The organism is Pseudomonas sp. ESBL9 (assembly GCF_036668715.1).
Lineage (GTDB): Bacteria > Pseudomonadota > Gammaproteobacteria > Pseudomonadales > Pseudomonadaceae > Aquipseudomonas > Aquipseudomonas lundensis.
The window spans coordinates 31221-50110 of sequence record NZ_JAZEVV010000010.1 but is presented as its reverse complement, the minus strand read 5'-3'; the positions used below and the strand labels follow the sequence as shown (position 1 = coordinate 50110).

Genomic DNA, 18890 nt, shown 5'->3' with positions numbered 1-18890 from the left:
CCGATTCAATGCCCAAGGCATACGCATACGTCAGATGGTCAACCGCCTTGCAAGGCGAAGAAGGCCGAGACAGCCACGACCGTCAAACCACCCCACTCCAAGCATTTACAGAGGTCACAGGCGTCCCCGTGGTCGAAACCGTTATCGACAAGGGGATCAGTGCATTCCGTGGTGCAAACGCCCGGATCGGCCAGTTAAAAGGGTTGTTGGACAGGATAGAGAGTGGAGAAATTGAGCATGGCGACTACATCATTGTCGAATCAATCGACCGACTAACCCGCCAGAAACTCACCGACTCCGTTGATCTAATCCAATCAATTCTCAAAAAAGGCGTGCGACTACACACCGTTTTCGACAACAAGACATATTCCTACGACGATCCAAGCCGCGACCTCGAAACCTTGATCCTAGTAGGTGTAATCGCAAAACGGGCACACGAAGAAAGCGACACCAAGAGCAAACGCCTGAAATCCGTGTGGGTAAAGAAGCGAGACACTGCAGAAACCAACGTTATAGGTAAACGATGCCCCTACGGCTTTCGCTTTGATGAACAAAGTCAATCTTTTATCATCGTTGAAGATGAAGCCCAAGAAATTCGCCAGATTTTCGACCTACTCAAACACGTTGGAGTATTGGAGAGCGTTAAGCAAGTAAATAAACATTCAAAACGCCGTTGGACTAGAACAGCAGTCCTTCAACTTATAAACAGCAAAAGCCCAATTGGCGTGCTACGTTTGCAACGACGCAACGAGAACGGCACCAAAGCGTTTGATCGTTATGTTCCCAATTATTTTCCAAAAATCATTGATGAAATAGAATTCAGTGCAGCCGTTGCTGCGATGAAAACCCGATTAAATGGGCGAAATTACGGACGTAGAACACCCCACCATTACAATATTTTCCGGCACTGCATCCAATGCGAAGAACATAAATGCGGGATGATTTTCAACTTACAAATATTAGGAACCGAGAAAAAACGCTACGCCTACCTTGTTTGCTCTAACAGAGCCGAACGAGTATGCGAATGTAGTAACAGAATTAGATTTGAGCTTGTTTTCGGCACATTCCTCGCTTTCGTTAGGCAATTATCGGAAAATCGTTACATTGACGAGCGGACAGACAAGAAGCGAAAAGACTTCACTTGGTTCAGCCAAGACCAATACAAGCAAATGGACACCGTAAACGACGCATTCAGCCGTTTCTTTTCCGTTCGTGATACTTCGGCACCAAAAGAAGAAATACGAGCCAAGAAAGCCAAGCTAACAACCGAAAAATCCACATTGGAGATGTTAGAGGCTTCGCTAGCTCAGTTTGACGGAATAATTCCAAATACATTTATCAGGCGTGTGGCCGATAGCGAAGCACGGATCACCGTGTTAGAAAGCGAGATCCAAAAACTTGAAGGCACGTTAGCAATCGAAGCGGAAACGCTCGAAATCACCACCTACGAAGACATAATAGCCCTATACGAAACAGAAGAAGGCCGATTGAAACTCAACACATTTTTCATCACCAGAGGAATCACCTTCGACGTTAAAATTGACAAAGAAACAAACCTCGTCGGCATGGACATTCGTATAAAAGGTGAAAAAGACTTTAATCTTTATACCCATCAATTTTTCAAACAAAAAGCTCCACTAACGCCATTTGGAATACCAGACCTTTCCCACATCATAAAATAAAATTAAGCCCCTCTAATAAACCGAAAATTGGAGGGGTTACACATTAACAATCCAAGGCGTTACACGTTAAAAACCAGAGCAAAAACAAAAGGCACCACGCTCTTAATCACCAGAAGAGCTTTTGACTTTCTTCAAAAAAAAATTTTTTAAAAAAATCTCTCGCATAATGCACTCCCCCGCACACGCCTCATGTATACGCACGCACCCACACACGTCTTTAGTTATCTATATATAGATATCATATACACTAGATAACTATAATAAAGATTACTACACCGCACGCACATACCCAACCAACACCACTATACAAAACCACCCACACCATCATGCTTGATATACATTTTTTATGTGGTTCAATATATGCATATGGTTCAAGTTTTCAAAGAAGCCCTTAGAAACATACCTGCTATGTTAACCATCCCACTTTTGCTACGCAAAAGATGTGACGGTTAACGCAGGTGCCTAGTCGGCAGGACAGAAGCAAAAGCCAAGAGCAAAGACCAACCCACTACTGAGTATGTAATGAATGACACCAACCTGCAAACAATCACGCTAACAAAAAGAGATAGGAACTACTCCAACCTGAAGGGGTTAGATAGTTCGTTAAGACACTCGCTCAGGCTCGATCAAAATGAGTATGACGACTTTGAATTCAATCCCAATCCAGACCACCCGAGTGTCGCCATTGTAGGTGGTCTTGAACAGATATTAACAAGGGAATTGGCAGAGCAATTACTGGCCGATTTCAACGACCAACTACAAACCAAGCTCATAGCGACAGAAGCGACTGACGAGATAGCAGCAGAAAAAGAAAAGCTGAGAAAACTCAAATCTAAACTGGTCAAATTCATAAACGCAACCGAACCAACCGAGATAAAAGAACATGTCACATCTGTAATGGAGGGGGAAAGGACGTTGGTAATCGAGAACTACGCCACCCTATTAAATCAACACAAGATTAGCCGCGTAGCCCAGAGGATCGACCTTTTAGAGAACTACACCACCAAGAAGCAGGAGATCGAGCAGAACGCACCAGATAGAGCCGTATCAAGGACGGTTAACAGGGTCAAGGAGATCATCCTTGTGATCCCCGAACCCAATAAATTGGCAATCACAAAGGGATACACAGACCTTTTGCAGAAAGCCATGCACCAGTTCTATCAAAAGAATTTCCCCAACAACAAGATGCTTTTTTCATTCAGCCACTTGGACGAGACAACCAACCACGTTCACGCCTTCCTTGACCTTCAAAACACAAAGACCGGAAAATATGATTTTTCAGCCCAAGAATTTGAATTCGCATCACAATACTACGCGAAGAATAAAGCTCACCTTGATAATATATCCGAACCGCCAACATTAGAAGACTTCAAACTTCCCTACCGTAGCGAAGAAAAGCAAAACCATAGGTTTATCCGAGAACGCGAGTCATGGAAGTCAAAAGTAATGCAGGCGGCCTTTTACGAGCACTTTAACAGCTTAGCCGCTCCATATGGCTTACAAGCCAAATTCCTACCTAAAACCAAGGATAACAAAGAATTCCTAAGCAAGATTGAGCAGGAGGCCAAGAAGCCCAAGAGCGAGCGAAGCCATAACTATTACACCAGACAAGTAGAGAAACTTGAGCAGGAGCTTACACAGAAGAAAGAAGAGCTGACCGAGCAAAAAACGAATGTCGTCACGCTTAACACCACGATAAGCGAGCTTCAAAATACTGTTTCAACATACCAGAATAAAATCCAAAACTTAGAGATGCACGCCACAGAGCAGCAAAAAGAAAATGCGAAGCTCGACCACCATAGGCAAATACTGTCCGAGGACATAACCGAGAAGACGAACAAAACCGAACAGCTAAAGATAAATTTCAAATCCACCAAAGAAAAAATGACCAAAGAACTACGCGAGCTAAGGAAGAAAATAGAAGAGGATACCGAAAGAAAATCAGTATTAGAAAAAGCGATTAAGGTCTACGAGGAAGAGCTTGAACCATTAATCAAAAAATTTGACATTCTGGTTGATCGAATACTTGAAGCCAAAAGGCTTGATGAAAATCCAGAGCAATTCTATAAGAGATTAAGAGAAAACACATATAAAATGGCAAGCCGCTTGGGTTCAGAGAAACGAAAGGATTACCTATTTAACGTTGGGGAACAACTAAAAGAACAAGGATTAGACCATGCCAAAGTGGAGTTAGGATTTACAGATAAAGTGAAACTTTTGGCATCCGACACGTTCACAAGAAAACAAGTTGTTGAGTTTGACAAGGAGGAAGCCCTGCAGGCGAAAGAAGCCAGAAAGAGAAGACTGCTAAAACTCAAGCCACCAAGCCCATTTCAAGACCCTTATGACCCATATAGCTAACTCATAAAAAAAGCCCCTAAAAGGGGCTTATAAATAATTTGCGAGCGTCATCTTGCTTTTAAAGCCTAAATTTTGAAACCATAGAATGCAAATCTACCGCAAGACGCGAAAGCTCTTGACTAGCCGCATTGGTTTGGTTAGCCCCCGCAGACGTTTGCATTGACAAATCCCTAATATTAACCAAATTTCTGTCAACTTCACGGGCAACCTGTGCCTGCTCTTCCGAAGCACTGGCAATAACCAAGTTTTTCTGGTTGATTGAGGTAATTGCTTCACTAATTACCTCAAGAGCATCATTAGCTTCCCGAGCAACCACTAACGTGCCATTAGCACGGTCTTGGCTCTCATTCATAGCATCAACTGCACGGCCTGTACCTGATTGAATACCTTCAATCATTTGTTCTATTTCAGCTGTCGATTGTTGGGTTCTATGAGCCAACGCACGTACCTCATCCGCTACAACAGCAAAGCCACGACCAGCATCGCCAGCCCTAGCAGCTTCGATGGCAGCATTAAGTGCCAGCAAATTTGTTTGCTCAGCAATTGAGCGAATTACTACCAGTACTTGACTAATTTCACCGGCACTCTGTGCCAAAATTTTAACTTCAGACGAAGTATCAGAGATATTACCAACGAGTTTATTAATGGACTCCAAAGCCTGACTAACCTTTTCACGGCCTTGATAGGTGCTTTTATCAGCAGCTTTAGAATCATCGGCAGTATTTACAGCGTTACGAGCCACTTCCTCAACCGCCGCTGTCATCTCATTTACCGCTGTAGCGGCTTGGTCGATTTCTGCACTTTGCTGGTTGAGTCCTCGATTAGTATCCTCCGTCACCGCATGTAACTCTTCAGAAGCAGAAGCCAGCATATTTGATGATTCGGAGATTCTTTCAATCGTATCATGCAAGCTAATCTGCATTTTTTTCAATGCAATTAGCAGGTGTGCAGGCTCGTCAGAACCATTTATCTTGATTCGTTGAGTTAAATCACCATCGGCAATTCTATCTGCAACTACCACCGCTTCAGCCAAAGGAGAAACGATACTCCGAGTAAGAACCACCGCGATTACAATCATCAGTATCAAAATAATAATCAACGCGACAACAATCATGAAAACAGCAGCATTAAATACTTTATTTGTTTGATCAGCAGCATGAACAGCACCTTTCTCATTAAACTTAATCAACTGATTTAAAAAAACCATCATTTGATCAGCATTATCAGCCAAAGGTCCATTTGCCATCTTAATTTCGTCAGCCCTTTCAGGTGAAGACAAAACTCCTTCTAAAATCTGACGCTGAACAGAAAGGTACTTTTCGTATGAGGTTTTAAATTTCTCGAAAATCTGACGATCCTCAGAGTCATCTATTTCCTTTTCATAACCTTTCAAGCTCATAGCAACATCTTGGTCTATACTTCTAACCAGATCAACGGTAGTATTTAGTTCGGTTTTCTCCTCCAAAATCAACGTTCGTAAAGTCAGTGCTCTGGCTCGCCCTAAACTACTCCCAACCACTCCCACAGCCTCGACTGCTGGCAACCACTCATTACGAATTTCGGCAGCTGCATCGTCCATTTGGTGTGCTTGGAATAAAGCGATCCCTCCCATAACCAAAACGAGTAATGCGATAATTGTGAACCCAATACCGGCTCGACTACCAATGTTCATACTTCTAATATTCATCGACCGCTCCTAAACCCAGACGTAATAAATCAATACTTGCTGTATCGGCAAAAAAAATAATTTCTTGAATGAAAAAACTCATATCCTTCAGTCTAATTGATAGGCAGCATTGATTTTCAACACAAACCACAGTACAAACTCACCACTTACAGGCGGTAGTGTAATTTCCATTTCCCTTTGCCTGCATCGTGCAGGCTTTTTTATGCCAATAAAAAACCCGCGACTAAGCGGGTTTTTTACCATCTAAGTTTGACAAACTTCGAAAGTGTGGCAACTTGAAAGGAGCAGAAAAAGAAAACCACCCGGCAAGGTGGCTAAGGATACTACAATAAAATTTTAAAAAACTTTAATCAACACACTCATTTAATCATCAAAAAGTTTATTGTCAAGTCATCTTCCAAGGTTTTCTTTTTCTAAACAACCAATTAGAAGAGGAAAACAATGGGATGTATAAAACTATTTGAGGACTACTTACCAAAGAGACCTTATCACACCGATGATTTAATCAGCGGCTTAAAAATCAACAAAAAAGAAAAAGCTAAACTTGCAAGACTAGTTCAGCCCAATGGGCCTACACATAGATATTGGATGGTTTTTGACCTCGATAAATCTAATGCAGGGATGCACTGGGATGACGTGGGAGCACCAGCCCCAAACCTAATAGCTCGAAATCCGGCCAATGGGCACGCTCATTTGCTTTACCTCCTACAAACACCTGTCCGAACCGCAATCGACGGCAAAACCGCCGCTTTACGATACGCTGCAGCCGTTGAGGCAGGCTTGCGTAGTCGTCTGGGAGCCGACAGAGGCTATTCCGGGTTGATCTGCAAGAACCCGATCAATTCCCACTGGATCGTCCACCAATGGCAGGCCGATCCATACACGTTGGACGACTTGGCCGACTACATCGACCTAACCCCTGAAAAGGCCAAAGAAAAGCCCATAGAGGATTATGGCTTGGGTCGTAACTGTATGCTTTTTGACCAATTAAGAGCGTGGGCATACAAGGCGATTCGTCAGGGTTGGCCGACCTATGAACAATGGCTAAACGCTTGCCTAGACCGTGCCACCGGCTACAACGTTAATTTTACTACGCCGTTGGACATTTCCGAAGTAAAGCACACGGCCAAAAGCGTGGCGAAGTGGACGCATAGAAACTTTAACCGGGGCACCTTTGACGATTATGTCGCAAGAACCCATACAAGCGAGATACAGGCTTTCAGGGGTAAACAGAAGGGCAAGACCAAGAGAGAACGAGGTATTATCTTACTTGAAGCAGGAGCAACCATTAAGGAAGTCATGAAGGAGTTAAATGTAAGCCGTAGAACTGTATTTTATTGGAGAAAGCAACCCTAGCATTATAATTAGTGCAAAAGCCTATATCAGATAATAGCACCCGGTGAGGGTGTTTCTTCTTCCTTTCCCGCCCATCCCCTCCCTTTCCTCCCCGTATCCCCCACATATACATACACCGCCCCACCGATATCGATATAACGCACGGAATTGGTCAAAATCGGCATTCTTCCACTCCGTTGATACAACGACACCAAGCCACACCACTACACGCCTAAAATAGCCAAATGCGTTATACCTCGCAGCATTATGGGTAGTGTAAAAAGCCTATATCAAAAACAGTCCAAAACAGCGTTAACCACTCAACCCAATACTTCCATAGGTTCGGAGATATGTCCCCCAACCTATATGTATGTATACATACATATCAAATTTCTCTCCTGATGAAAATTTCACACTTTTCAAAATTCATCAAAATGGGTGAATATCATTCACTGGGCTGATAAGCCTAAATATCCCGAAAGCGATTTGGGGCAGTAACCAAAAATCGACTTTTTACAAAAATTATTTTCTTGAAAAAATTGCCGTGAAAATTTAACGTTTTCATCGAATTTTTTTAGATATTTAATTTTTTAACCATTGAATTATGGCTTATTTACAGCAAAAAACCTTGTCAATAGCAAAACGAAAATAAATATAAGGTCGGACGTTAATGAGCAAATAGGGTTCAACCCTAAGCAAATCACTTAGTTGAAATTTGCCACAAAGCAGAACAAAAAACGACACTGCAAAAACTCAAAAATCGCTCTCAAATTAATTTCACAAAAAAATGTGGGGGATTGGTGACGTTAAAATTTCAAAAAAATCGAAAGTAGCCAATTTCCTACAATACATATCCCGGAAGCAAAACCTGAAATAGTTGAAGGTTCGGAGATATGACCTTGAAGCATTGACATATCAAAACCCTATGGTATTGGTATTATAACAACATAGGAGTTCTAATTATGAACAGGATGGAATATGCAGGAAAAATAGGCGGTATGGTTGGTGGATTTAAAAGACGTGAGCGTCAAAAATTTTTAATCATGTTCGTAAAGATAGTAGAAATGGATGAGCTTCATGATATCCGAATGACCTCAAACCTCGCTAAAAAGCTAATAGCAGCATTTTCAGGCTGCAAATCAATATCCAATGATGTTCTAATCAAGGAGTTTGCAAGAAGCGGGAACAGTGTAAAACAACAAAACCTTGATATGATTGTCCATTCATTAGTAGCACGATGGCAAGACCTTTATGAAGAACAGTGGAAAGAAGCAAAAATAAAAATAGACATTGAAGCCGACGAATACAAGCAATCTATTATCGAAAAGCTGGACATTAAACTATAAACACATGTAAAGCCCCACTTTACATACTTATACCCGTGAAGCTATTTTTCGCTTTGCGGATATACACATTCCTACACCGTAGGAATTTACAACCACTATGTATCCTGCCACGATACATACTTGTATCTTTAAACCAAATAATGACCTTCACGGACATATATCCTACTCACACAGAGTAGAAAATACCGCCTATCTTTTCGTTGAGCTAAGCAGCCATAGGTTCAAGGATATATCTCCAAACCATTAGCTATCACCCACAGCCTCACCCCCCCTTCCATTATCACTCCGTTGGCTATTTCCGTATCCGGCCCCCAATCAGGCGGATGCAGAGCCTCCACCCGCTTGGCGACCTAGATCACAATTATTAGAAACAGCTAGACCCTGCGAGCTGGGCATTATCAACAGTCGATGGCGCGGTTATGTCCCGGCCTCTGACAGCTACTGGCGCAATTACCATCGGCTGATTTATCAAATCATCATTGGCACCATGCTTCTGTTGCTGCTGTCACTGCTCTGGAACGCCTACATGCGTCGCCAGATCCAGCAACGCAAGCGGGCCGAGCGCGCCCTCAACGACCAGTTCGAATTCATGCGTGCGCTGGTCAATGAAACCCCCCACCCGATTTATGTACGCGACCGCGAGGGCGTACTGAAAACCTGCAACGACAGCTACCTGAAGACTTTTGCCGCCAAGCGCGAAGATGTGATCGGCAAAACGGTCATACAGACCCGGCGCGCCATCAGCAATGAACACGAGGCTCACGACTTTCAGTCAGATTATCTGCGTGTCATTCGAGAAGGCACGCCACTGATCATGGACCGTCAACTGCACGTAGGCGATCAGGCCATCACCATCTATCACTGGATACTGCCTTACCGGGATTCTCTGGGCGAGGTTCAGGGCGTCATCGGTGGCTGGATTGATATCAGTGACCGTCGCCAGTTGATGGACGAACTGCGGGCCGCCAAAGAGCGGGCCGACGAAGCAAACCGCGCTAAAAGTACCTTCCTGGCAACGATGAGCCACGAAATTCGTACTCCGATGAATGCCGTAATCGGCTTGCTGGAACTCACCCTCAAACGGGCCGACAAGGGGCAACTGGACAGGCCCTCCATCGAGGTGGCGTACAACTCGGCCAAGGACCTACTGGAATTGATTGGTGACATTCTGGACATCGCCCGTATCGAATCCGGTCGGTTGAACCTCTCCGCCGAGCGGGTCAATTTGCACGAGCTGGCCAACGCAGTCATTCGCGTGTTTGACGGCCTGGCCCGGCAAAAGAAACTGACCCTGGCTCTCCTATTCAATCCCGAACACGACGCCCCGGATGTCCTGATCGACCCTTTGCGCTTCAAACAGATCCTGACCAACCTGATCAGCAATGCCATCAAATTCACGGAACGAGGACAAGTCACGCTGCAAATGAATGTGCGACCAACCGAGGTTGCGGACCAGGTAGAACTGCAACTCAGCGTCCAAGACACGGGCATTGGCATTAACGAAGCCGATCAGGCCCGCTTGTTCCGACCTTTTTCCCAGGTTGAAAACACCGGGCAACTGGCCTTGGGAGGTGCCGGGCTGGGCCTGGTCATCTGCAGAAGCCTGTGCGAAATGATGGGCGGCACACTGGCACTCAGCAGTCAGCCGAACGTGGGGACGCAGGTACACATCACTCTGAAACTTCCTTCGTTGACGCCGTGCCTTGAGCAGGCGGAAAAAGAACCCGAAGTCGCCCAGAGCACACGCCCGTTAAACGTACTGGTCGTCGATGATCATCCGGCCAATCGCTTGCTGATGTGCCAGCAACTGGGGTTCCTGGGGCACATGTTTACGACTGCGCAGCACGGCGCTGCCGGGCTGGAACTCTGGAAACAGGGCGCATTTGACGTCGTTATTGCGGACTGCAATATGCCCGTCATGAATGGTTATGACTTGACCCGGGCCATTCGCCATATCGAACACGTCGAACAACGCCCGCCTTGCGTGATATTGGGTTTTACAGCCAACGCACAGCCTGAAGAACGCCTTAATTGCCAGGAAGCCGGCATGGACGACTGCATGTTCAAGCCCATAAGCCTGACGTTGCTCAGCAAGCGGTTGAACGAACTCAAACCGGTTTCAAACGAAGTCGCCTTTAACGTAGAAAGCCTTTACGCCCTGTCCGGCTCGGATCCGGTTCGAGTCAAACGCTTGCTCGAAGAGATCTTGCGCAGTAACCGCACCGACCTTGAGGAACTTCAAAAACTCCGTGCCGAAGACGGGTTGCCGCCATTTTCAGAGCTGGCGCACCGCATCAAAGGCGCAGCACGAATTGTCAGTGCCCAGCACTTGATTGCGCGATGCGAAGCACTTGAGCAGGCCGACCTGACGAATGTGGATGAATGCTGCAACCAAGTGGTACACGCCATGACGTCGATGGAACAAACACTGCTCGCAGAACTTGAGAAACTGAACCACTGATCAACGGCTCCGCACTGTGAACACAAAAAAAGCGCCGATTATCCGGCCCTACTATGCTTAAGGCGACCTGAGCATTGTTCACAGCGGAGCCCCTTTCATGCCCACAACTGCGCCAGCCAGCAAGCGTCAGTTTCCGCTGCATGTGCACATCAGTGTGATGTTTACCCTGCTTCTGATCGTGCTGGGCGTAACGCTGGGAGTTTTCAATTATTTGCAAACCACGCGCATTATCCTCAACAGCAGCCAACAGCTGTTTCAGCAAATCGAGCGGGATGTTCAGCAAGATTTACAACACACTTACCAACCGATTCGACATGCGTTAAGGCTGCTTGCCCTGAATGCCACTACGGGCATCGAAGGCTCAGAAAGCCGGATGGCGTTGTTGGAGCCCTTTGTCCAGACGCTAAAAGACAACCCTTCTCTGGCTGCGCTGTATCTGGGGGACGCGCAAGGTAATTTCTTTCTGGTCCGCCCCCTGCGCTCGCAAGCAGCGAAGGACCGCCTCTCTGCCCCGTCATCAGCCACCTACGAAGCCTGGAATATCCAACGCTCAGGCCAGGAAGCCGCCCCCCTGTCCCGGCACTTTTTCTACGATGACTCGCTGACGCTGGTTGGCCAGCGTGACAAACCCGATGAGTCATACGACCCGCGCCAGCGCAGCTGGTTTATCCCCGCCAGGGGCATACACGACGAAATCACCACCAGCCCCTATCTGTTTTTCTCCACCCGCGAGGTGGGTACGACGGTGTCCAGGCGCAGCTCCGCAAAAGTCGTCATCGGTGCCGACCTGACCCTCTCGCAATTGTCCGCCACACTCGCCCGACACAAAGTCACGCCCCACACAGAAATAGCCTTGTTCGATCAGGACAACACTGCGATTGCCTACCCTGACTATTCCCGTTTGGTAGCGGCGCCTGAATCCACTCAACTGCCAAAAGTCGATCAGCTCAGTTCGGCCTTGAGCACATTGATCGCCCAACCCGGTAATGCCGGGGCCGAGCTGTCGGCGGACCAACGGCAATGGATTGTGTCGCGAGCCGGGGTCACGGATGGTGGGCTTAATGGCCTGCAGTTAGCGCTGATGGTCCCCAAAGACGAATTGCTGGCCGATGCGTACCGATTACGCTGGCAAGGCGCCCTGGTTACGCTGGGTATTCTGTTGTTATGCCTGCCCGTGGGTTGGCTGGTGTCCCGAGTGCTGGTCAAGCCCCTGCGCAGGCTGGTGCAGGAAGCCGAAGCCATTCGCCGGTTCGACTTCAATTACCCCGCCAGCGCGCACTCACCCGTGTTGGAGATTGATCAACTGGCGTCCTCCATGCGCCGCATGAAAGAAACCCTGGCCAGTTTTTTCGAAATCACCGCGAGCCTGTCGGCGCACACCCGGTTTGAACCGTTGCTGCAATCGGTCGTACTGGAAACCATGAAAATCGCTCAAGCCCAGGCCGGGCTGATTTACCTGATAGACAACGATGGGCCTGAGCTTTCCCTCAAAGGCTTGATCATTGGCGATCAGCCCCGGGACGTGAACCTCCTGGAGGCAGCGATTAACGCGGACCCGCGCCAATACCCTGACTGGCTGCGCACGTTGCACCAAGGGGGCGATAGCGTGGTGTGTACGCTTAACCTTGAACAGGCGGGCATGCTGCACCCTGTGCTGCAAGCGCTAGACACCCACAGTGCGCACCTGCTTGGCATTCGGTTGCATAACCGCCACGGCGAAACAGTGGGCATTCTGGTGTTGCTGCTCAACAACAGTGATTCAACTGAAGACCGGGAACACCTGCGCCCTGACCGGATCGCCTTCATCCAGGCGGTGTCCGGGGCGGCAGCCGTGTCCATCGAGAGTCAGCGGTTACAGGCACGGCAAAAGCAGTTGCTCGACGCCTTCATTCAATTGCTGGCGGGGGCCATCGATGCTAAAAGCCCTTATACCGGCAGCCACTGTCAACGTGTGCCTGCCCTGACCCTGATGCTGGCGCAAGCCGCGTCTTCCAGTCAGTCACCCGAATTCGAGCATTACCGCCCCACCGACGAAGAATGGGAGGCGCTGCACATCGCGTCCTGGCTGCATGACTGCGGCAAAGTGACGACCCCCGAATACGTGGTGGATAAGGCCACCAAACTTGAAACACTGTACGACCGCATTCATGAGGTACGCACGCGCTTCGAAGTGCTCAAGCGCGATGCATGGGTCAATTACTGGCAAGGTCGGGCGCTGGGCGGCAACGATCAGCAACTGACTCAGATCCGCGAAGCGGTATTGGCCGCCCTCGATGACGATTTTGCCTTCGTCGCACGTTGCAATCTGGGCGGCGAGGCCATGGCCGAAGATGATCTGCAACGCCTGCAAACCATTGCCCTGCGTACCTGGACGCGCACACTGGATGACCGGCTGGGGGTCTCATGGGAGGAAAACAAACGCCAGACAACGCGTCAGGAACAGCCTTTGCCCGTGACCGAACCCTTGTTGGCCGACAAACCGGAACACCTGTTTGAGCGCAACGACTCCGAGCGAATTGAGCCCGACAACGTCTGGGGTTTTCAGCTGGATGTCCCGGCCTACAAATTCAATCGCGGCGAGCTGTATAACCTGAGTACAACCCGAGGGACGCTGACCCGCGAAGAGCGCTACATCATCAACAACCATATCGTGCAGACCATTCTGATGCTCAAGCACCTGCCCTTCCCCAGCTATCTGGGCAACATCGCTGAGATTGCGGGCGGCCATCACGAAAAAATGGACGGCACCGGGTATCCGAAACGGCTTAAGCGCGAAGAAATGAGCCTAGCGGCGCGGATGATGGCGATTGCCGATATCTTTGAAGCGTTAACCGCTTCGGATCGCCCCTACAAAAAGGGCAAAACACTGAGTGAAGCGCTGAGCATCATGGCAGCGATGTGCCACGACGCTCATATCGACCCTCACCTGTTCGCCCTGTTTATCCACGAACAGATTTTCATGCAATACGCCCGGCGCTTTCTTGAACCCGCGCAGATCGACGCGGTGGATGTCGACGCGTTGTTGCGCAAGGCCGGGCTTGCTGCTTAGCAGTCGCTCAAACGCAAAAAGATCGCCGCCAGCGCTTCAATGCCGACTTGATCCTGCTCGGTGAAACGGCCAATGCGTGGACTGTCCAGGTCTAGCACGCCAATCAGGCGACCGTCCTTGATCAACGGCACGACCAGTTCACTGTTCGACGCGCTGTCGCAGGCAATGTGGCCCGGGAACGCATGCACATCGTCAACCCGCTGAGTCTGACGGGTGGCAGCGGCTTCTCCGCAAACACCCCTCCCGAACGGGATGCGAACACAGGCGATCTGGCCCTGAAAAGGCCCCAGCACCAGTTCTTCATTGCGGTTGAGGTAAAAACCGGCCCAGTTGAGGTCGTCCAGTTGATGAAACAAAAACGCCGAAAACTGCGCAGCATTGGCAATAAAGTCACGTTCATCGGCCAGCAGCGATTCCAACTGCGCCGTTAACAGGGTGTAACCGTCCAGGCCTGCGCCTGTGGCGTTCAAATCAATCATTGGTTTGCTCCAGCAATTTCAATCCGACCCAGTAGCGCGCGAACTGGTAAGCGCAACGACCATTACGGTTGCCGCGCCCGGTCGCCCAACGCACTGCCAAAATATCCAGCGCTTGATCACGTTGCCACTGCAAACCGGCTTTGGTCGCCAATACGCCGATCCAGTGCTCAACCACGCTCAAAAAATGTTCTTGTGTGAACGGGTAAAACGACAGCCACAGACCAAAGCGGTCAGACAAGGCGATCTTGTCCTCCACGGCTTCGCTGGGGTGCAGTTCATCGTCCACGCGCTTCCAGTGTTCGTTATCGCTTTCTTGCTCCGGCACCAGGTGGCGGCGGTTTGAAGTGGCGTACAACAGGACGTTTTCCGGTGCCTGCTCCAGCGAGCCGTCCAGCACGCTCTTGAGCACCCGATAATCGCCCTCGCCCGCCTCAAACGACAAGTCATCACAAAACAGGACGAAACGCTGCTCCAGCCCCTGGAGGGCTTCAACCACCCTCGGCAGATCCGCCAGGTGATCGCGTTCGATTTCAATCAGGCGCAAGCCCCGCGGGGCATATTCGGCCAGCAGAGCGCGGATCAGCGAAGACTTGCCCGTGCCGCGCGAGCCCCAGAGCAATGCATGGTTGGCCGGTAAACCGTCAAGGAATTGCTGGGTGTTGCGCCCCAACTGATCGCGCTGCTTATCAATCCCGATCAAGTCGCTCAGGCGCATTTCAAGGCTGACGTCCAGCGCCTGCAAAAAACCCGTGCGGCCTTCTCGCTGCCAGCGTGCGGCATAAGCATGCTCCCAGTCCACCGGCTCGCGGACGGCTGGCAACAAGGGCTCAATGCGCGCCAGCACCGCGTCGGCACGCTCCAGAAAGGCATTCAGTTTAGAATCCACAACTTCTCCTCGGGCTGATACACAGGGTGCGCAGTGATCGAACGGGCATGGCGATCCATTCTCGACGTCACCGAAACCCGTCAGCAGGATGATCCCGGCACCGTGTGTCGGCTAACCTGTTAATCTCTGGTCCGGCGAAAAGAATGGAAACAGGTGCAGCACCCTATGGATATAAAACTCACCCACCGCCTGTCTTTCAAACAGGCGAGGCTGACAGTGCTGGTCGGCTTTGTATTGGGGACGCTGCTCAGCCTGCTACAAATTGGCATCGATTATGCCAGCGAAAACGCTGCCATCAATCGTGAAATCCAATCCTTGCTTGAGATCAGCCATAACCCGGCCTCACGCATTGCCTACAACCTCGACTCCGAACTGGCGCAGGAGCTGGTATTGGGGCTCTTGCGCTCGCCCGCCATCATTGGCGCGCAATTGAGTGACAACGACAAATCCATGCTGGCCTCGGTGCATGATCAGCCCGAAGACGGCCGCTATCGTACGCTGAGCGACTTTTTGTTCGGCGCCAACCGCTCATTCGATGACCGGCTCTACTTCAATCATTTGCCGGAACAAAGCGTGGGCGTGCTGCACCTTGAGGTGGACACTTACCCGTTTGGCAGCCGCTTCTTGCACCGGGCAGAAGTCACCCTGCTGACCGGCTTTGCCCGCAGCCTGATTTTGTCCGGGCTGCTGCTCGCGCTGTTTTACGTGATGCTGACCAAGCCTCTGGTGCGGGTGATTCGCGACCTGAGCAACAGCAAACCCGGTGATCCCAAACAATCGCGTATTGATTGCCCGCCCGGCCATGACGACGACGAAATCGGGGTGCTGGTCGACGTCGCCAACCAGCAATTTGACGCCCTGGTGCGGGAAATCGACCACCGGCGCAGCGCTGAGAACCGCCTGACCGAGTACTTGGCGCAACTGGAACACATCGTGTCGGCCCGCACCCAGGAGCTCAAGGCGATCAACGCGCGCCTGACGCAATCCAATGAAGAGCTCGAAACCGCCCGCAGCACGGCGCTGGAGATGGCCCAAGCGCGCTCGGCGTTTCTCGCCAACATGAGCCACGAAATACGCACGCCGCTCAATGGCCTGCTGGGCATGCTGGCTTTGAGCCTGGACAGCCCGTTGAATGCCGAACAGCATCAGCAACTGTCGATTGCCCACGATTCGGGCAAAGTGCTGGTCGAACTGCTTAATGACATTCTCGACCTGTCGAAATTCGACGCGGGGCAACTGGAACTCGAACACATTGCGTTCGACCTCGGTGCACTGGTCGAAGACACGGCCAACCTGCTGTCGCAGAATGCCGCCCCGAGCGTGGAACTGACGTGCCTGATTGACCCGCACTTTCCGGCACTGGTGATCGGCGATCCGACACGAGTACGGCAAATCGTCAGCAACCTGCTCTCCAACGCGCTGAAGTTCACCCGCTTTGGGCGCGTGGATGTGCGCCTGCATGCAGAAAACGACCGGGTGCGCATCGAGGTGTGTGACACCGGCATTGGCATTGCCCGGGAAGCCCAGGCGAGAATTTTCAAACCCTTTACTCAGGCTGGCGCAGGCATTACCCGGCAGTTTGGCGGCACAGGCTTGGGGCTGGCATTGACCAATAGCCTGTGCGAGGTCATGCAAGGGCGTCTGACCATTAGCTCCGAGGTGGGTTTTGGCAGCCAGTTCTGCGCCGACCTGCCGCTGCCCTGTCACACGCCGGCTCTTTCGCCCAAGCCATTGCAGGGCAAGGTCATTGCCGTCACCACCGCCAGCAGCGGCTTGTCTGAACTGCTTGGCAACCTGTTGCCGAGCTGGGGGCTGAACTATCAACGTTTTTCGATCGACGACTCACTGGCAGGCATTGAGCCTGACCTGCTGATCACCGATTGTCCGGAATGCCTGTTTGGCTTGCGGCCCGCGATCAAAGCGCCGATTTTGCTGGTCACGGCGTATGGCAACTTCATGCCCGGCGACCAAGTGAATGCCCTGGCCCCCCTGCAACAAAAGGCCCGCCCGCTTTCACGTAAAGCGCTCTATCAAAGCCTGCAGCACTTGCTGCAACACGACGATGACGAAGCCTTGAGCGTGCCGGCCAGCAGCCAGCCAACCGAACATCGGGCGCGAATCCTGCTGGTCGAAGACAACCCGGTCAACCAATTGGTGGCTAAAGGCATGTTGAGCAAATTGGGATGCGATGTGGCGGTTGCCGCCCACGGCGGCGAGGCCTTGAGTCAACTGGAGCGGCACGACTTTGACCTGGTGCTGATGGATTGCAACATGCCGGTCATGGATGGTTATGAAGCCAGTCGGCAGATCCGCCAGAGTGAGCGCTGGCCGGACCTGCCGATTGTGGCCCTGACCGCCAACGCCATGCCCGAAGAGCGCGAGCGCTGCCGGGCAGCCGGTATGAACGACTATTTGGCCAAGCCTTTCCGCCGTGAAGAACTTGAAGCCCTGCTGGACACCTGGGTGCCCTTGACGCCTTGAAAGGTTGGCCCGGTGTCAGCAAGGACGCTTAGCCGAGAAGTGCTTCTATGTCCGGTTTCAAGACATTCGGCTTGGTCGGTGGGGCGTAACGCTTGATGGTCTGACCGTCGGCACTGATCAGAAACTTGGTGAAATTCCACTTGATGGCGGTGGAGCCCAGCAACCCCGGCGCCCGGGTCTTCAGCGTCCTGAACAGCGGGTGTGCTTGGGCACCATTGACCTCGACTTTTTTGAACAGCGGGAAGCTCACGCCGTAATGGGTCTCGCAAAACTGCGAAATGGCCGCCTCGTCCCCCGGTTCCTGTTGCCCGAACTGGTTGCAAGGGAAACCAAGAATCACCAAGCCACGGTCCTTATACGCCTGCCACAGGGCTTCAAGGCCCTTGTATTGAGGCGTAAACCCGCAGTTGCTGGCGGTATTGACCACCAGCAGCGCTTTGCCATGGAAGTCGGCCAGGGTCTTTGTTTCCCCCGTCAGCGTAGTACAAGGGATATTCAACACGTTATCGGTCATGACGGCGCCTCGAAAAGTGATGGTCAGTCGCGCGGTACGAGATCCAGACACACCGAGTTGATGCAGTAACGTAGCCCTGTTGGCGGTGGGCCGTCGGGGAATACATGCCCCAGATGCGCGTCGCACGTAGCACACACCACTTCGGTGCGAATCATGCCGTGGCTCATGTCACGAATCTCAAGCATTGCACTTTCGCCAATCGGCTCATAGAAGCTCGGCCAGCCGCACCCCGAATCAAACTTGGCTGTTGAGTCAAACAAAGGCGCTTTGCAGCAGATGCAGTGGTAAACGCCATCTGTTTTGGTGGCGTTGTATTTGCCCGAGAATGGCCGCTCGGTGCCTTTAAGACGGCAGACGTTGTATTGCTCCGGGTCGAGCATGGCCTTCCACTCGTCCAGTGTTTTTTCCAACTTGTGCATGGTTATCCCTCTGTCACTGAAAAAGCCCCGACCAGTGGCTTTTCCAGGGGTCGGGTGGCACGTATGATTGCGCCTCGTTAAACGCCAGTCTGGCACCCGCGTTATCCGCATTCAAACGGATTGTTGAAGCGACGCGGATTGCCGCTGTGTGAAGGCACAGAATTTCCCAGTCAGGCATCACCTCTGGCTG

At 50.6% G+C, this 18890-nt stretch carries 11 protein-coding genes and 2 pseudogenes; 7 read left to right on the top strand and 6 right to left on the bottom strand.

Annotation, left to right across the window (positions count from 1 at the left end; all coding sequences use genetic code 11):
- Positions 1-8: 8 nt before the first annotated feature.
- Together V6F78_RS21005 and V6F78_RS21000 are read left to right on the top strand one after the other, a co-directional pair.
- Positions 9-1682, top strand: a complete 1674-nt coding sequence (locus tag V6F78_RS21005; protein WP_332728150.1) for a recombinase family protein — start codon at positions 9-11, stop codon at positions 1680-1682.
- A 522-nt stretch (positions 1683-2204) separates the two neighbouring features.
- A complete protein-coding gene (locus tag V6F78_RS21000) occupies positions 2205-4043 on the top strand; it encodes a hypothetical protein (protein WP_332728149.1) in 1839 nt (612 codons plus the stop codon).
- 58 nt (positions 4044-4101) lie between these two features.
- On the opposite strand, the gene V6F78_RS22535 is transcribed toward V6F78_RS21000, so the two are convergent.
- Together V6F78_RS22535 and V6F78_RS22530 are read right to left on the bottom strand one after the other, a co-directional pair.
- Positions 4102-4914 (bottom strand): methyl-accepting chemotaxis protein, encoded by an 813-nt coding sequence (locus V6F78_RS22535; protein WP_420876386.1) that lies wholly within the window; start codon positions 4912-4914, stop codon positions 4102-4104.
- Positions 4915-4959: 45 nt separating this feature from the next.
- A pseudogene (locus V6F78_RS22530) lies at positions 4960-5715 on the bottom strand (MCP four helix bundle domain-containing protein); the annotation flags it as partial.
- A gap of 456 nt (positions 5716-6171) precedes the next feature.
- On the opposite strand from V6F78_RS22530, the gene V6F78_RS20990 reads away from it, so the two are divergent.
- From V6F78_RS20990 to V6F78_RS20975, 4 genes and pseudogenes are all read left to right on the top strand, one after another.
- On the top strand, positions 6172-7086 hold the full coding sequence (locus tag V6F78_RS20990; protein ID WP_048365704.1) for a replication initiation protein: 915 nt from the start codon (positions 6172-6174) through the stop codon (positions 7084-7086).
- A 941-nt stretch (positions 7087-8027) separates the two neighbouring features.
- Complete coding sequence (locus tag V6F78_RS20985; protein ID WP_043864217.1) at positions 8028-8411, top strand: hypothetical protein; 384 nt, start codon at positions 8028-8030, stop codon at positions 8409-8411.
- A gap of 379 nt (positions 8412-8790) precedes the next feature.
- A pseudogene (locus tag V6F78_RS20980) lies at positions 8791-10872 on the top strand (ATP-binding protein); the annotation flags it as partial.
- 97 nt (positions 10873-10969) lie between these two features.
- A complete protein-coding gene (locus V6F78_RS20975) occupies positions 10970-13921 on the top strand; it encodes an HD domain-containing phosphohydrolase (RefSeq protein WP_332728139.1) in 2952 nt (983 codons plus the stop codon).
- Here V6F78_RS20975 and V6F78_RS20970 read toward each other — a convergent pair.
- Together V6F78_RS20970 and V6F78_RS20965 are read right to left on the bottom strand one after the other, a co-directional pair.
- Positions 13918-14400 (bottom strand): GAF domain-containing protein, encoded by a 483-nt coding sequence (locus tag V6F78_RS20970; protein ID WP_047275604.1) that lies wholly within the window; start codon positions 14398-14400, stop codon positions 13918-13920. The two genes, V6F78_RS20975 and V6F78_RS20970, sit on opposite strands and share 4 nt — an antisense overlap.
- A complete protein-coding gene (locus tag V6F78_RS20965) occupies positions 14393-15286 on the bottom strand; it encodes an ATP-binding protein (protein ID WP_332728137.1) in 894 nt (297 codons plus the stop codon). The genes V6F78_RS20970 and V6F78_RS20965 overlap by 8 nt, the downstream gene beginning before the upstream one ends.
- 165 nt (positions 15287-15451) lie before the next feature.
- Between V6F78_RS20965 and V6F78_RS20960 the strand changes: the two genes are divergently transcribed.
- A complete protein-coding gene (locus tag V6F78_RS20960) occupies positions 15452-17767 on the top strand; it encodes a response regulator (RefSeq protein WP_332728135.1) in 2316 nt (771 codons plus the stop codon).
- Between the two features lie 28 nt (positions 17768-17795).
- Here V6F78_RS20960 and V6F78_RS20955 read toward each other — a convergent pair whose 3' ends face one another.
- Positions 17796-18281 (bottom strand): glutathione peroxidase, encoded by a 486-nt coding sequence (locus tag V6F78_RS20955; protein WP_332728134.1) that lies wholly within the window; start codon positions 18279-18281, stop codon positions 17796-17798.
- A gap of 23 nt (positions 18282-18304) precedes the next feature.
- Positions 18305-18700 (bottom strand): peptide-methionine (R)-S-oxide reductase MsrB, encoded by a 396-nt coding sequence (msrB, locus tag V6F78_RS20950; protein ID WP_070413044.1) that lies wholly within the window; start codon positions 18698-18700, stop codon positions 18305-18307.
- Between the last annotated feature and the right edge of the window lie 190 nt (positions 18701-18890).

Bases quoted from the DNA above. Each gene is read 5' to 3' on its own strand.
- V6F78_RS20955 (WP_332728134.1), bottom strand. From the start codon at position 18,281: ATGACCGATAACGTGTTGAATATCCCTTGTACTACGCTGACGGGGGAA.
- V6F78_RS20960 (WP_332728135.1), top strand. From the start codon at position 15,452: ATGGATATAAAACTCACCCACCGCCTGTCTTTCAAACAGGCGAGGCTG.
- V6F78_RS20985 (WP_043864217.1), top strand. From the start codon at position 8,028: ATGAACAGGATGGAATATGCAGGAAAAATAGGCGGTATGGTTGGTGGA.
- V6F78_RS21000 (WP_332728149.1), top strand. From the start codon at position 2,205: ATGAATGACACCAACCTGCAAACAATCACGCTAACAAAAAGAGATAGG.
- V6F78_RS21005 (WP_332728150.1), top strand. From the start codon at position 9: ATGCCCAAGGCATACGCATACGTCAGATGGTCAACCGCCTTGCAAGGC.
- V6F78_RS20970 (WP_047275604.1), bottom strand. From the start codon at position 14,400: ATGATTGATTTGAACGCCACAGGCGCAGGCCTGGACGGTTACACCCTG.
- V6F78_RS22535 (WP_420876386.1), bottom strand. From the start codon at position 4,914: ATGCTGGCTTCTGCTTCTGAAGAGTTACATGCGGTGACGGAGGATACT.
- msrB (WP_070413044.1), bottom strand. From the start codon at position 18,700: ATGCACAAGTTGGAAAAAACACTGGACGAGTGGAAGGCCATGCTCGAC.
- V6F78_RS20975 (WP_332728139.1), top strand. From the start codon at position 10,970: ATGCCCACAACTGCGCCAGCCAGCAAGCGTCAGTTTCCGCTGCATGTG.
- V6F78_RS20990 (WP_048365704.1), top strand. From the start codon at position 6,172: ATGGGATGTATAAAACTATTTGAGGACTACTTACCAAAGAGACCTTAT.